At 61.3% G+C, this 15,084-nt stretch carries 9 protein-coding genes; 3 read left to right on the plus strand and 6 right to left on the minus strand.

Annotation, left to right across the window (positions count from 1 at the left end; all coding sequences use genetic code 11):
- The coding region (locus tag VGY55_13020) for a hypothetical protein (GenBank protein HEV2970886.1) at positions 1-2,041 on the minus strand (2,041 nt) is incomplete at its 3' end.
- Positions 2,042-3,049: 1,008 nt separating this feature from the next.
- Here VGY55_13020 and VGY55_13025 point away from each other — a divergent pair.
- From VGY55_13025 to VGY55_13035, 3 genes are all read left to right on the plus strand, one after another.
- A complete protein-coding gene (locus tag VGY55_13025; GenBank protein ID HEV2970887.1) occupies positions 3,050-4,960 on the plus strand; it encodes a tetratricopeptide repeat protein in 1,911 nt (636 codons plus the stop codon).
- Between the two features lie 76 nt (positions 4,961-5,036).
- Positions 5,037-7,196, plus strand: coding sequence for a sensor histidine kinase (locus VGY55_13030; GenBank protein HEV2970888.1), 2,160 nt, complete (start codon positions 5,037-5,039; stop codon positions 7,194-7,196).
- A complete protein-coding gene (locus VGY55_13035; GenBank protein HEV2970889.1) occupies positions 7,193-7,819 on the plus strand; it encodes a response regulator transcription factor in 627 nt (208 codons plus the stop codon). The genes VGY55_13030 and VGY55_13035 overlap by 4 nt, the downstream gene beginning before the upstream one ends.
- A 113-nt stretch (positions 7,820-7,932) precedes the next feature.
- Here VGY55_13035 and VGY55_13040 read toward each other — a convergent pair whose 3' ends face one another.
- The 5 genes from VGY55_13040 to VGY55_13060 all read right to left on the minus strand — a co-directional run.
- Positions 7,933-8,829, minus strand: a complete 897-nt coding sequence (locus VGY55_13040; protein HEV2970890.1) for a sugar phosphate isomerase/epimerase — start codon at positions 8,827-8,829, stop codon at positions 7,933-7,935.
- Positions 8,830-8,968: 139 nt separating this feature from the next.
- A complete protein-coding gene (locus tag VGY55_13045; protein ID HEV2970891.1) occupies positions 8,969-9,364 on the minus strand; it encodes a DUF983 domain-containing protein in 396 nt (131 codons plus the stop codon).
- 4 nt (positions 9,365-9,368) lie between these two features.
- Entirely contained in the window at positions 9,369-11,906 is a 2,538-nt protein-coding gene (locus tag VGY55_13050) for a thioredoxin family protein (GenBank protein ID HEV2970892.1), read from the minus strand.
- A gap of 76 nt (positions 11,907-11,982) precedes the next feature.
- A complete protein-coding gene (locus VGY55_13055; protein HEV2970893.1) occupies positions 11,983-14,556 on the minus strand; it encodes a hypothetical protein in 2,574 nt (857 codons plus the stop codon).
- A 14-nt stretch (positions 14,557-14,570) separates the two neighbouring features.
- The coding region (locus VGY55_13060; GenBank protein ID HEV2970894.1) for a hypothetical protein at positions 14,571-15,084 on the minus strand (514 nt) is incomplete at its 5' end.

Here is a 15,084-nt window from a genome sequence, read left to right on the forward strand (position 1 = left end):
TAACCGTTTTGAAGTTCTGGGTGTTGCCGTTGCCCAGATCGAGCAACCCAGGTCCCGACTTGGTCAATCCGATCGAGGTGCCGAAGACAGGAGTGCCGCCCGTGACGTTGGCGTTGGCGTTCGTGGCGATCGTGAAGTGCGTCGAGTCGGTAATGCCCGTGATCTTTTGCACTCCATTCACCAAACCGGTAGGAGCGGCGTTGTTAGCCGTCAGAAGCGTCCCCAAGTTTCTAACGCTCTCTCCGACAACCAGCCCAGCGGTTGTCCCGTTCGTCAGCGTCACTATGTTGCTGCCGTTGGTGAGGCTCGCGGTGGTCGAGCCGGTGATGCCGCTGGGAGTTACAGGAGTATCAACGATAAGCGAGCCGAGGCGCAGATTTCCGTCGGAAGCGGTATACACCGCCAAATCCGGCACGCCGGGGGAGACCGTGATTTGGCCGACGGGGCCTGTGTTCGTTCCCGCTGGGGTGGTGGTGCTGTATTCGCCAAACAGATACCCAATGAACCCCATGTTCGGAACAGAAGACTTGTTATTGTAGTAGCCTATGCTGTTGGCGCTCTCGCCGCTGGAGATGATGCCGCCGGCGCCAAGCGTGAGCGTCACGGCGGGGGGGGTTTGCTCGGTGGACTGCTGGCCCCCTTGTCCGTTGCCAAACGTAATACCGTTGGAGAAGTTGATAACATGGCCTTGCACCGTCGTACCCTGAGAGGTCGGTATGGTGGAGATATTCGTCGTGGCAATCGGTTGGGAGCCGCCGGTCATGTAGAGCGTGTTAATCGTCGTATCAGCCGTAATTAACGGCGAGTTGTTGCCCGTCGCGTTGTATTGAACGTTGGCGGTCTGCTGCGCCGTGCCGGTCATGCCGCTGGTGATATTCCCGTTGGCGTCGGCGGTCAATTGGGTATAGCCGGTATAGGGGATGACATTATTGGAGCCGTCGAGCGTCGCCCAATTGAGGTTATTTCCAGCCGCGGTGCCGGTGACGGCCCATCCACCGAGGATGCCATTTGGCGTAGGTGCATTCGGGAGGTTGATATTCCCATTCCCGATGGAACCCGGGACAAAGTTCACCGTGCCGCCGAACAAACGGTTGAGGCTCGGAATCGGGCTGCCGCCGGAAGCTCCGAGCGTCAGAACGGCGCCTGTGCCCGAAGACTGCACTACCGTCGCACCCGGACCGAGGGTCAAGGTGCCGATCGTCTGAGTTGTCGCCACGCCGCCGTTGCCGATGAGATTGATAATTCCGCCATTGGAAGTGATGCCCGTCGCGCTGCCGATGCGGTTGTTGTTGTTGTTCGTCGTGTTGTCGAAAACGAGCGAGGTTCCGGCGCCGAGCGAAACCATACTGGTGCCGCCGATCGCTCCATTTGCGCCCGTCACTCGGAGCGTGCCGGTGAACACGTTCGTGCTGCCGGCGTAGGTATCCGCTCCCGTGAGCACGGTCACGCCGGTGCCGCCGATCGTCAGGTTGTTGGCGGCGGCGCCCGAGATCACGCCACTGAAGGTTATGGGATTGGCCGTGTTATTGGCCCAAATCTCCGAGGCGCCCAGCGCCACATTCGCGTTGATCGTATAATTGCTGGGGCCGTTGTCCGTGATCCCACCGGCGCCGATGGTTAAAAGGTTGGTGCCCGGAGTGTCGTTGATCTGCACGGGGCTGGTGGCGGCGGGAGTGAAGGTGAGGCTGTTGATCGAGAAGCTTTGGCCGAGTTCGGTGGTGAGATTGCCGGCGCCGGTGAGCACGAAGAAGACGTCGCTGGTGGAGGACGGAAGCGCCGTGGCGCCCCCCGTGCCGTTGTTGAAGTCGGGGGAGGAAGACCAGTTCGTGCCGCCGGGACCGATGATCTGGTTCCACTTATTGTTATCGTCGCCGAACCAGTAGTAGGTTCCGGCGGACGCAGACGAGGCCAGCAGCCCGCTAATCAGGATGGCCAGCGACAGCAGCCGGCGAACGCAGCGAGATGACGCCGTTGTGCCAATCGAGGTCAAAGAATGCACGTGAACTTGAACCGCGGTCGAGGGAGCGGCGCGACGGAGCATTGGGCTTTCTCCAGTGTGCGGATGGGACTTCGCTTTTTTTTAAGCGATCTGGTTTTCTTCAACGCTCGCCGTACGTGGGCGAGCGACGATTGGGAAACGTATGGAATTCACGTCGGCGCGCAGGCGCGCGGCGGCCGACGTCCGAGATCATGCGAGTGAGTGCTAGAGGTCGAGGGGACGTGCGAATAGCGATGAAGGCGGCGAACCCGTTGGACGCAGCCGCCGTAGCGCCTCTTCCCCTCGACAAAGCGAGAATGTTCCTGCAGGTGACTATATCTAGAGTCTTTGAATCCTGCAAGAAAATTATTTGGAAAGAGTGAGCGGCGATCGGGCGGCGGCGGTTTAGGCGGCGAGAAGGGGACAGTCCCCGGCGGATTTGTCAGGCGCTCAAACGAGACGCTGGCTGTTCTGGCATTCATGACCACGCCCTGCACGTCGTTTGCTCAAACCGCTAGAAGATCCCCGCCGGCCAGAGAGAGCGCTGGCCGACGGGGCGGATGTCGCGGCGGCGACCTCGACTTGCGCAGCCGGACAGTTCACGCTCCGGACAGTTTTAACTTCCGGACAGTTTTACTGCCGGGCAGTTTTCACTGCTGGACTATGAAGCACTTGGTTCGTCTCACCGCCCCACGACCCAGAGAAATCCGGGCAATCCGTGGCCGGCGGCGCCAATTCAGCAACTTGAATCCACTTTCTGCATCTGCCGGGCTTGAGGCTTGAATAGAAATCTCAATATCGGCTGAGATTTTTATAACCCGGCTCTACAACCGCCGCCAGCTATCCCTTGGTATAGGATGGCCCAAGAAGGCGGAGATCGGGGGTCAGAGGTCGGAGGTCGGAGAGCGGAAGTCGGGATCGCGCCGCCCCGTTACGGACATTTCGATCTCGGGCCTTCCTCTGCCTCCCGTCGGCTATTTCGTGCCGACTGCCGCCGCCTCCTTCCCACGCTTGGCGCGAGCCCGCAGTCAATCTATCGTGGAATATCCTGCGCTTACTAAAGGTCAAGGGATGCAATTGTCTGCCACACCGCAAGCCGATAGCACCGGCGGAAGTTGGCAGCGCCGCGTGCCTGCAGCGGCTCTCGCAATTGGTGTGCTCGTCGCCACTGTGTTCGTCGTGTATTGGCCGGCCGTCACGGCGGGATTCGTGTTCGACGACGAAGTCCTAGTTACGCGCAATCCATCCATCGAGGCCAGCGACGCCTTGCATCGGATTTGGTTGACCACGAACAACTATGAGTATTTGCCGCTGACTTACACGACGTTCCTGATCGAGCGGCGACTGTGGGGAGACTGGGGCACCGGCTATCATCTAGTCAGCCTCGTCCTGCACGCGGTGAACGCGTTGCTGGTCTGGTGCGTGTTGCGTCAACTCAAGATTCCGGGGGCGTGGCTGGCCGCGCTTTTGTTCGCGGTTCATCCGGTGGCCGCGTCATCGGTGGCTTGGATTTCGGAGCAAAAAAACCTGTGGGGCCTGCTGTTCTGGCTGACCAGCTTGTCGAACTGGCTGCGATTTCGAGATTCCGGCCGATTTCGCTGGTATGCGTTGTCGCTGATCGCTTTCTTGATGGCCTTGCTCGGCAAGACGTCGATCGTGCTGGGGCCACCCGTCATCTTGATGTGCATTTGGTGGCAAACAGGTAGGGTTCGGCCCAAAGATTGGTTGCTGGCGGTTCCCTTCGTTCTGCTGAGTCTGGCGGCGGGCTTGACGACGGTCTGGTTTCAGTGGAATCGCGGGATCGCCGGAGCATCGATTCCCATCGGCGACTATTTCGAGCGTTTCGAAGCAGCCGGTTATGCCCTGTGGTTCTACGTCGCGAAGGATCTGGTTCCGATCCATCTGAGCATGATCTACCCGAACTGGGATTACTCGCAACTCACGATTTGGCCGTCGGTGGCGGCGCTGGCCGTCCTGGCGGTCGCTGTGATTTCATGGTGGTTCCGCAAGAGTTGGGGGCGGACGGCGCTCTTTGCGGGAGGCTGCTATGTTGCCATGGTGCTGCCGGTGCTGGGATTCGTCGAGATGTCGTACATGAAGTTTTCATTGGTCGCAGACCATTTTCAGTATTCGGCACTGCCGGTCGCCGTGGCGGCCGTGGCCGCGATATGCGTTTGGGCGGTTCGAAACGATCAGGCGCGGACGATAGTTGCGGGAAGTGTCGCAATCTTTCTCGGCGCGCTCACTTGGCAACAAGCCGGTTTCTATCACGACGATGAAATGCTTTGGACCGAGGCATTGCGGCTAAATCCCGGCTCATGGGCCGCCCATAACAACCTGGGAAAGGCGCTGGCAGAACGAAAGGATTTGAAGGATGCAATCCCGCACTTTTCGGAAGCGGTGCGGTTAAAGCCGGACGATTCCAATCTGCACTACATGTTGGGCACCGCGCTGATGCAAAACGGCGACTTCGACCGCGCCGCCGGCGAATTCGCCGTGGCCGTAAACGGCAATCCGCAGGACTATCGAGCGCACAGCAATCTGGCACACGTCTTGAACGAAATGGGGCAGTTCAAGCAAGCTCTCGAGCACGCGGAAGCGGCTGTGGTCCTTGCGCCGGACGCTGCGGAGACGCACGACCCCTTGGGAATTAGCCTGGCGGCCCTCGGTGAATCCGATCGCGCGATCGTCCAGTTCCAGACGGCGATTCGACTTGACCCTCGCGACGCGACGGCGCAGCTCGGTTGGTGCCTTACGCTCATGCATTTGGACCGGCCCGCGGAGGCGGCTGACCACGCGAGGGCCGCTCTGGCAATCGACCCGGGTTTCCCGGAAGCCCACTTTAACCTGGGCAACGCCTATGCCGTGCAAAAGATGCGCAACGCGGCGGCGCGGGAGTACCGCGAAGCGATCCGGCTCCGGCCAGAATTCACAGAGGCTTGGGCCAACTTGCGTGCTGTGACCGGCGGTCGGCCCCAATAGGAAGCGCGTCCACCACATGGCGCCGCTGCCGCCGGCGGCTTGGCGCACGATAATGGGCAGCCTATCGTGGAATATCATGCATGATTCGTCGCCCTGGAAATGCTTGCCGGTGATCGCGGCAGGCGCCGTTCTGGTCTTGTTGCACGGCTCAGTCAGCGTGGCAGCGCCCGTTGATGGCGAGTCGCCGCTCACGACCGTCGCGGCGATTCGCCGCCTCACTCCGCAAGAGGCTTCGCGGGGATTACCGGTAAGGTTGCGCGGGATCATATCGTATCACGCCATTAGCTTCCGATTGATGTTTCTTCAGGACGTGACGGGCGGCATCTATGTCGAGCCGACCGGGCTGCCACCACCGCTCGATAAAATCTCGGCGGGCACTCTCGTCGAGGTCGAAGGCGTCACCGTGCCGGGAGAATTCGCGCCGTATGTCGCCGGTCGCGGCGGCGGCCCCGTTTCAATTAGGCCACTCGGCGCTGCGAAACTGCCGGAACCGCTGCATATAAGCAAAGACCAAATCGCCGACCCGCGGAACCACTGTTCGTGGATCGAGTTGTGGGGAGTTGTGCGGAGATGCCAAACGATTCCTTCAGCCGAGGAAGCAAAGACCAAGACGGTGCTCACGCTCGGTCCTGCCAATGCGCGACTCGCGGTCGTCATATACGGGAAGGCCGCTCGCGATGAGTCGCTGTGCGATCTGGTCGGAGCGCACGTTCGGTTAAGAGGAGTGTACGGCTCTGAATTCAACGAGCGACGGCAACTGCTCGGAATGCGGCTTCTCGTATCGTCGCGCGACGAAATCCTTGTCGACCGCGCCGGCCAGGGCAGCCCGTTTTCACTTCCGGTCAAAGCGATTTCGTCATTAATGCAGTTTTCGGCCGATTCCGATCGCGCGGCCCGAGCCCACGTGCGTGGAATCGTGACGTTGACTTCGGGCCGGACCGGATTCTATATGCAGGACGACACCGCCGGGTTGTGGATAACTGGAGACGGATTTCCCGAACTCCGTCCAGGCGACGCGGTGGACGCCGGAGGCTTTCCCGAGCCTGGCGCTTGGAACCCAGTGCTGGAAGATGCGGTGGTTCGCAAGGAAGGCGAGCGGCCGTTGCCGATTGCAAAATCTCTGAGCGTCTCGGACGCCTTTCAAGGCCAACACTGCTTTCAGCGCGTGCAGATGGAAGGCGCATTGGTCGAGATCTCAAGGAATGGAATCCAGCCGGCGCTGGTCGTGGAAGCGGGCGGACGCGTTTTCATCGCGCACGTCGTCAATTCGGCTGGCCAATTGCCACTGGAGCTTGAGGAGGGGAGCTTCCTGCGCTTGAGGGGCATTTGCGTTAATGAAACTGATCCGCAAGCGCCGCCAGCGCCGACGCCGCTGAATATCAGTCAGATTTCGCGCACCGCCACGTTCAAATTGCTGCTCGGCTCGCCCGGTGACGTGATCGTGTTGCGCCCGCCGCCGTGGTGGACCATTCAGCGGCTGGCGGGGGTCGTTGCCGTCCTGTTCACGGTCCTATGCGCTGCGGCGCTGTGGGTTGTTTCGCTCCGCCGCAAGATTAGCGCCCAGACGGTTGTCATCCGCCAGCGCCTCGAGCGCGAGGCCGTGTACGACGAGCGCACCCGCATCGCCCGCGAATTGCACGACACGCTCGAGCAAGAGATCACGGGCATCGGCATGCACATTGATGCGGCCACCGCGATTTTAGGCCAATCGCCCGACACGGCCCGCCGCTCGTTGGAGTCGGCCCGATTGCTATTGGACCGCAGCCGAACCGAATCGCGGCGCACGATCTGGGAGCTGCGGAGCACGACGCTCGAACAGGGCGGTCTCGTGGCGGCCTTCGAAGAACAGGCCAAGGCGGCTCGCCGGGATGGAGGCCCAACCATCGAACTCCATGTGCAAGGCACGCCGCGGCGGCTTTCGGCCAAGATCGAAACGCACCTGTTTCGCATCGGGCATGAGGCCCTGACCAACGCGATCAAGCACGGCCAAGCTCGGCGGATCTCGATTCAACTCGGTTTCGACGACGAGCAGGTGACCGTTTCCGTCGAAGACGATGGCCATGGATTCGAGATTCCTCTGAACGGAGCGGCCGCCGTCGGCCACTTCGGACTCTTGGGCATGCGCGAGCGCGCGGCCAAGATTCAGGCCCGCTTCGATCTTGCCAGCAAGCAGGGCGCGGGCACCCGGATCAGCGCGATCGTCCTCGCCCAGACGCCTCAGAGGCCTTCCCCGTGACGCCAAAGATCGGACTGATGCTGGTCGACGACCACTTTGTCGTCCGCATGGGGCTGGCCGCGTCGCTGGCGCTGGAGCCGGATATGAAAATCGTCGCCGAGTGCAATACGGGCGAAGAGGCGGCGGCCTTGTTTCGACGCCATCGGCCCGACATCGTCATCATGGACAACCAACTGCCCGGGATGAACGGCGCCGAGGCGACCTTCGCCATTCGCCGAGAAACCCCCGACGCGCGGATCATCGTCCTCTCGGTGCACGACGGTGAGGAAGACATATTTCGCGCCGTGCAAGCCGGGGCCGTGGGCTATCTCCATAAGGCCGCGCGACGCGACGAGATTGTCGCGGCCATCCGCTCCGTTCGGGCAGGGCAATCCTGTTTTCCGCCGACGATCGCGGCCAAGCTCGCGGCGCGGCAGCAGCAAGCAAGTCTCAGCAAGCGCGAACTCGAAGTCTTGCGCCTCATCGTCGACGGCTATTCCAACAAGGAAATCGCCAAGTCCCTTAACCTTGCGCAGGTGACGGTCAAGCTGCACGTCGGCCACGTGCTGGAAAAGCTCGGCGTGTTCGACCGAACGCAGGCCGCCACCGCCGCGATCCAACGCGGCATCGTGCATCTGGAATAAGGGCAAGAATCCCTCACAAAACCGCCTGGGAGAAGGGGACAGTCCACAGTTTTGCTCCGCGGACTACGCAAAATGGGGACAGTCCCCGGCGGTTTTGAGAGGGATTCAAACCCTCAAAACCCGATGCTGCGAATGTATTGGACGCTCTGCGGAATCTGCTGCACCGACTTGCTCGATTCATCCTCGATGTAGTAGTGCTTCACGCCGATCTTTTCGGCTTCCGCGAGGATGGCCGGTATATCAAGCTGGCCCGTGCCGAGGGCGACATCTGATTCGACATCTTCATGGCCGGTGTAATTGGGGGTGTGGACTCCTTTGCGCATGTCTTTCAAGTGCATCAGCGGAAAGCGGGTCGGGTACTTGCGCATGAGCTGGGCGGGGTCCGCGCCGCCGTCGAACGCCCAGTATACGTCGAGTTCGTAGTTGACGAACTCGGGCTTGGTCAGCTTCGCCATTTCGTCGAAAACCGTGCCTCGATCGAAATGCGTGAACTCGTAACCGTGCGGGTGGTAGGTGAATTTCAGGCCCGCTTCGGAGCACTTGCGGCCCCATTCGTTGAATTTCTCCGCGGCGGATCGGGCTTCGTCGATGGTGAAATCTCCATTGTGCGGGATCCACGGCAGAGTGACGTACTCAACACCGAGGGCTTTGGCATCTTTAATGACCCCGTCAATATCTCGGGAGAAGCGTTCCCACTGAAAATGAACGCCGCTGGCTTTTAGCCCGTGCTTTTCGAGCGCATCCCGAAAGCTCGCGGCGCTGCGGTTGTATAGGCCCGCTACCTCGACGTCGGTGATCTGCATGTTCTGCACGACTCCCAGCGTGCTCGGCACGTCCTTATCCATCAGCGCCCGGACGCTGTATAGCTGAACGCCGACGTCGATTTTGCCATTGGGTCGCGGCTGACCGCTGCCGTCAAGTTTATCGTCGCCCAGTGCTCTGCCTACCGACTGCAAGCAGCACAGTGCCGAGATGATCACGACCGTGACGAGTGCAATGCAAACCTTCATCGTCCGCCTCCCTTGAAAAAGTCTGGTGAATTGCGTTGCTGGAAAGTCTGGCGGAAAATTATCACCGATCCACATCGACTTGTCGAGAACGGGCAAATCTTGAACGGCTCGTCGCGTTTCCTTTCCTTGTCGGACTCGGTCATTCGAATGACGGTTTCTCGGCGGGTGCCGCGGCTCGGTTCGTCGGCGCGGCCGGCGGGTCGAAATAGTAATCGAATCCCAGCCAGAAGCTGCGGGCAAAACGGAAAAACCAGATCGGGAACAGAACGCAAAACGCCGTCGCGCCATAGAGCAGGGCGTCTCCGGTTACCCACTCGGTGAAGAAGCAGGCGAAGTAGCCGGCGGTCACCAGTAGCGCGGTCAGTCCATAGTTGATGTAGATCGATCCGAGAAAATAGCCCGACCCGCGGTCGAATTGCATCCCGCAGATCGAGCATCGCGGGTGCATCTGGAACCAGCCGCGAAAGAGCCTCCCTTGGCCGCAGTTGACGCACCGCAATCGGCCGCTTCGCCACAAGATGGTGCGGAGTTTCATGCGGCTAACGAAGCGCGGCCACGCCGGGCGGCTTTTCCGCGGCCTGCGCTGCCCCCGCCGTGCCGACCTCCTTGCGCGACGGACCGGCTTGCTCAAGCGCGTCAAGCACTTGACTTCGGCTGACGAGATCGCGGAGCACGATCGGCGTTTGCGGTCGATCGGCCGGAAAGACGGCAAGCACCGGGATCGATTGGCTGCGCAGCGACGCAAGCGCCGCTTTGATTTCCGTCGATTCTTCGGTCCAATCGGCCACGAGCGGCACAACCTCGTTTCTCTTGACGATGTCGCGCACCTCCGTGGTATTGATCGCAAACCTCAGGTTCCACTTGCAAGTGGGGCACCAATCGGCCGTGAAATCGACCAGCACGGTCTTTCCCTCGCTGGTGAGTTGCTTCAGCCGCGTTTGCGAAAAGGGTTGCCAATCGAGCAATGCGGGGCCCGGCACGAGCACGATGAACGCAAACGCGCCGACGGCCGCCGCCACTGCTCCGCCGACCAGCCAGGCCCGCAGCTTCCGCCCCAATTCCGCGGTCAGCGGCGTCCGCCCGATCCACCAGCAGCCGGACCAAAGACCGATCAAGAGCGCGAAGGTTGGTATCAGATAATCGCGCTTGAGGAACGAGAACAGATAGACCACCGTGCCCAAGAGCACGAAGCCCATCATCTGCTTGAACGTGTCCATCCACGCGCCCGGTTTGGGCAAGAAGCGCACGAGATTCGGAAAAGCGCCGATCACCAGATAGGGTGAGGCCATTCCGAGACCGATGCAGCCGAAAAGCAGATAGACAATCTGCGGCGGCTGCTTGAGCGCGTAGCCGAAAACCGAGCCGAGAAACGGCCCGCTGCACGGCGTCGCCAGCACGGTGGTCAGCGCTCCCTTGGCAAATGCGCCAACCGCACCCTCCCGCGCCGCCACTTCGACCGCCTTGCCCGAGCCGACGAATCCGGGAATCGGAATTTCCCAGACACCGAGAAAACTGAGCGCCATCACGAAAACAATCGCCGAAAGAACGACGTTGAATGCCACCGATTGGAAATGCTGCCCCCAGGCCAATCCCGCATACGCCGCCAGCGTGGCGAGCGCCATGAAAACGGCAATCAGTCCGAGAGAATACCAGAGGTTGAGTGCGAAGATATGTCCGCGACTCTTGCCGCCTTGTTCGACGAACGCCAGAATTTTCAGCCCGATTACCGGCAAGACGCACGGCATCAAATTCAGAATCAAGCCGCCGAGGAGGCTGAACAGGATCACGGCCGACAGGGTCATCGGTTGGGCAACGGCCAGCGCCGCCGCGCCCGGCGCATCCAAGGCGTTGTCGATTGGACGTGTAGCCTGCGCTGCCGCGGCCGGGAGCGGAGCTGGCGACTGCGCCGTCTGCTCGGCCAGCTTCGCAACTTCCGAGTATTCGGCTGGGCGGAATTGGAGCGGCGCCGGGGATTGCACGACCGCGCGACCGATGGTCAGGATTCCCTGAAATTCGGCGGCCTGGGGAAGGTCGCAGCCAACGGCGTCGTTGCAAGTGTGAAATCCGATGATTCCGCCGATGGGATACGCGCCTGATTTGGCCAATTGCGGAATTTCGATTTGGGCCGTCCAGCGGATCGGCGCTTCGTAGTATCGCACGACCCCTTCGAGGCCCGCGCCCGCGGGCTTTTCGAGCGGCTTCTGATTTGCTTCGGGGCGGGTATAGCGCAAGCCCGAAGATTGCGTGAGCGCGATGAGCGTCGGCTTGCCGAGTCCGACGGCGCGCGGATCGCGGTCGGACAGCGCATAAATGTGGTAGCCATCGGTCGGCTCAGCGGCTAGGACGAGCGTGGCGATGCTTCCCGGCGCGGTGACGGAAGGCTCGATCCAGCCGCGCAGGACGACATGCGCCCCGCTCGGCTTGAATTGACCGGAATTTCCGAACGGCGCCGCCGGGCGAGCTTCTGGAATCGGCGGCTGCCGCGCTCCCCTTTCGATCGCTCCTCCCTCGGTGCGCCTCACATCCCCCTTCTTCGGCTCGGCGAGCGTTGCGCTGAATTTGAACGATTTCGGCGGCAGGCATTTCTCTTCGCCCAAGCACCGCTGGGCACTCACGGCGCCGCCGATCTTGAGCGCGGCCGGATCGACGCCGTTGGTCAGTTCGATCGGCAAGCGCCACGAGACTCGCCCCTCGTGAGTTTCAATCGGCAGGTCGCCATAGGCCGCACTGTGACCGACCTTGGGGGCCGGATCGGCCGAGAAATCCCCGGCGTTACGAAAGTCTTTGCTCGGATCGAGCTTGATCTTGGTCTTGTTTGGCCCGCCGGGAGACTGCGTGATCGAAAAGATGTGCCAGCCGGCCGGAATCTCGGCCGTGATCGTGAGTTGGGCGGGCTGTTTTCCCTCGGCCTTGGTGAAGCTGGCCGCAACGTCCAATTCTCCTTCGTCCCCCCCCAAGACGACCGAACTGCCAAACCGGCTGCCTGATACGGGCGGTTGGGCGCGAGTTGCCGGCGTCACGGCCGCCATCACGGCCAAGGAGAGGCCCAGCCGTATTATCCAACCAATCGAGGCCATCGGTTTTCAGTTCCGGGTTATCAGCAATTAGCGCAACAGCAATGCACGCCCATAACTATACGCGTCAAGGCGCCCGTTAGTTTATCGCCGCAAAACTCGCTGGGTCAATGTCGGCACTGATCTGCGAGTGCACTGGGCTTGCAGGCCGGTTGGATTGCCCAGCCAACGCGGGCGATTTCATCGAAGTTGCGGTCGTTGTCTCGGCCGAAGGAGTACCATTCGCAGACGGCTTTGTGGCTTTCCGGTCATCTTCTTTGATGTGGACCGGGATCGCTTGCTGGTCCATCAGTTTGCCGAGAATCAGAAATCCCGCTAGCACCGCGAAAGCGGCGATCCAGACCCACGCGGAGAGCCGATGGAGCTTAACGTGCTCTTTGGGATTGAGCACGTGATAGGCCAACGCGCCAGCGATGATCGAACAGGTCAGCGCGCCGAAGCCGACCAATTGACCGTTGAAATGCAAGCTGTCGCCGACGATGTGGATCAATTCGGCGATGTAAACGGCGAAGAAGAAGACTTCGAGCCACTCGACCTTTCCTTGCAGCTCGATCGATTCCTTGATCGATCGTTCGCTCGAGGAATTCAGATCGCGGATTTGCGAGAGCGTGGCGTCCGAGCGTGCGGTGCGGACCCGTTCGACGGCCGCCTCATTCACGTCGCGAAGCATCTCGAGCACCTCGTCGAGCCGGCTGGCCTCGAAGAACCGTCCCAGCAATCGGTTTTCCGGCAGGGAGAGCGTATGCTTCTCCACCGCCAGACGGCGCGTGAGCCGATGGCTCTCGGCCACAATTTGCTCGCTGCCCTCGGCGGTCGGCGCCGCCTCGACCAGCTTCTGGAGATCTTCGGCCAGCGCGATCAGCTCCGCGAAAACGTCGCGAAATCCGACGATCTTTTTGCTCATATCGGACTTGAACGCGACGATGATCCCGCGCCGGCTCCAAACTCCTAGCCATCCGGTCGCGCGAAACAGATGCCGCTCGAGAAAATCGGTCGGCACGCCGGTCCCCGCTTCCGGCTCGAGGAATCGCCACAGCGTGCGGCCGATTTGCTCGGCCACTTGCCCTTCCAGAATCTCGACGTCCTCGCGCAGCTCGATGCTGGCGAAGCGGAATCTTCCGGCGACGGCGCAATAGGTCTCGGGCATGTCGAAGCTGCTCACCGGAAATCGCAACGGCTCGCCGAGCGGCCGAGGGACCGGCGGCATGTCGTAGGCCGTCAGATCGCCGACGAACACGGAATGTTCCAGCTCATGCTGGACGATCCGGGCGACCGGATCGTCGGCCAGATCGCTGTCGCGGCCCGGTTCGCCGATCAGCGTGCCCCGGTTGGGAGTGGCGACAATCGTGCAATGGTAGTTGCTGCCGTCGAACCAAGGATCGTCGAAGCAATGCCGCAGCTCCGGTCCGGCCCGCTCGGCGAAGCCGGCGCGGCACGCAGTCTTGGAGCCGTCTTCGGCCGCTCTGAGCTGGTTCCACAATTCGGTTTGCTCGGGCGCGCGAAGGGCTTTGACCTCAGCCGACTCGAGCTGCGCCCAGACGTTGTACAAATGCCGTCGCCCCGCCCGCTCGGGATCGATCGAAAAGAAATAGGCGAGAGAATTCGTTCCTGATTCCGGCCGGCCGCCGCTGTAGGCGATCGCCGAGAACAAGAACCCGTTGCCCATCGACGAGTTATCCAAGTCGTTGCGCACCCACTCCTTGAACAGCAGACAGTCCGGGTCGCGCAGATAGATGCCGTCGGCCTGTGAGTATCGTTGGTGCGGCGGATGGAAATGCGTCGCGTCGGGCTCGCCGCTCGACGCGAACAACGGGAGCTTGGCCACCTCGCCGAACCATTCGCCAAACGGAACGGTCGACGATTGCAAAAAAACGATCGCCTTGCGGGCCCGAGAGATGTCGCGGCGATACGTTTCGACCTCGCGATCCAAGAGATCGAGTTCGGGGGCGAATCGTTCGCTCCCTTCCAGCACCGAATCGAACAGCGGGTTGAGCCGCAATTCGCGATTCAAGAGCGCCTGCCGCACTTCGTCAAAAAACTCGACCGCGCCGTTGGATTCTTCCAAATAATCCCGCCCGCGCTCCAGCGCGGCGTACAGGATCGAATGCAGCGAGCGATTCTGCGGACAAGACATTCGCCTGCAGTGATCCACCGCTGCCGCATACGAGGCTAGCAAGATCGGCCAGCGGCGCTCCGGCGGCAGATGATCGGTGCGCGGCTTGAACCAATCGATTGCGCCGGCGCCGGAGCGATAACCGTCCGGATCGATGCCGAATTGCTCCCAACCTTTCGCCGGAATCTCGCCGGCGAGGACCTGTCGCGCCAGATACATGGCGCTAAATGCATCGAAATCGGGCTGCTGATGCGAGACGAGCCAAACGTCTCCGTTGCCGCTGCCGAGCCGCTCGCCAATTCGTTCGGCATTGTGCAATACGGCCGCGGCGGCCGAGGGATACTGACCCTGTGAGCGATGGAAATGATGATCGAGAACCGGCAGCGTTTCACGGTCGAGTCCCCAACAGACCCCGCCGACGTCGACGGCCAACTCATTCTCGTGCAGCACCGCCGGCTCGGCGCTAGAATTGATTCGCGCCGCCGCGGCCGACGTGAAGCGCGTGCCGAAGCGAACGAAGCGATATTTGAATTGGCTCATCCTACGTTTTTAAATCATTGGCCGGCGCCCAACAGCCGGTTCGTGATCGTCGCGAATCGCGCACGCTCCGCGGGATTCTTGAGCAGCGTCGAGTCGATCAGCTTCTGCTGCCGCGGTTTGAACGAAGTCCATTTGCCGTTTTCGAGCCTCAAACCATCGGTGGCCAGCATGTCCGATTCACGCCCCGTCAAGACCAGATCGATCTGGCCGTTGCCCGAATCGTAAAAGACGCGCAGCGCCGGCTTCACCACGAGCGCGAACTGGAATTTCCAAGTGTGCTTGGCGGCCGCGTCGGCCAACTCCAGCTTGTTGAGCGAGGCGGCAGTCGTCTGGCTCAAATCCAAGAGCGCTCCGCACAACGGTCCGCCGTCGGTCATGCTGAAGGCGAGCGTGTCGGGCGTGCCGTCCCCGTCTTCATCGAGGAGCTTGCTGTACAGGCCGGCCGGCCAGGGATCGGGCGTTTCGGCAGCCGGCTCCTGCGGCTTGAGCGCCATGAAATTCTTCACCTCGTCGAGATGCACATGATAC

The sequence above is a fragment of the Pirellulales bacterium genome (assembly GCA_035939775.1).
Lineage (GTDB): Bacteria > Planctomycetota > Planctomycetia > Pirellulales > DATAWG01 > DASZFO01.

What these genes read in the sequence shown, in the direction of transcription:
- VGY55_13040 (HEV2970890.1), bottom strand. Translation starts at nt 8,829, where the DNA reads ATGAAGGTTTGCATTGCACTCGTCACGGTCGTGATCATCTCGGCACTG.
- VGY55_13055 (HEV2970893.1), bottom strand. Translation starts at nt 14,556, where the DNA reads ATGAGCCAATTCAAATATCGCTTCGTTCGCTTCGGCACGCGCTTCACG.
- VGY55_13030 (HEV2970888.1), top strand. Translation starts at nt 5,037, where the DNA reads ATGCATGATTCGTCGCCCTGGAAATGCTTGCCGGTGATCGCGGCAGGC.
- VGY55_13050 (HEV2970892.1), bottom strand. Translation starts at nt 11,906, where the DNA reads ATGGCCTCGATTGGTTGGATAATACGGCTGGGCCTCTCCTTGGCCGTG.
- VGY55_13045 (HEV2970891.1), bottom strand. Translation starts at nt 9,364, where the DNA reads ATGAAACTCCGCACCATCTTGTGGCGAAGCGGCCGATTGCGGTGCGTC.
- VGY55_13025 (HEV2970887.1), top strand. Translation starts at nt 3,050, where the DNA reads ATGCAATTGTCTGCCACACCGCAAGCCGATAGCACCGGCGGAAGTTGG.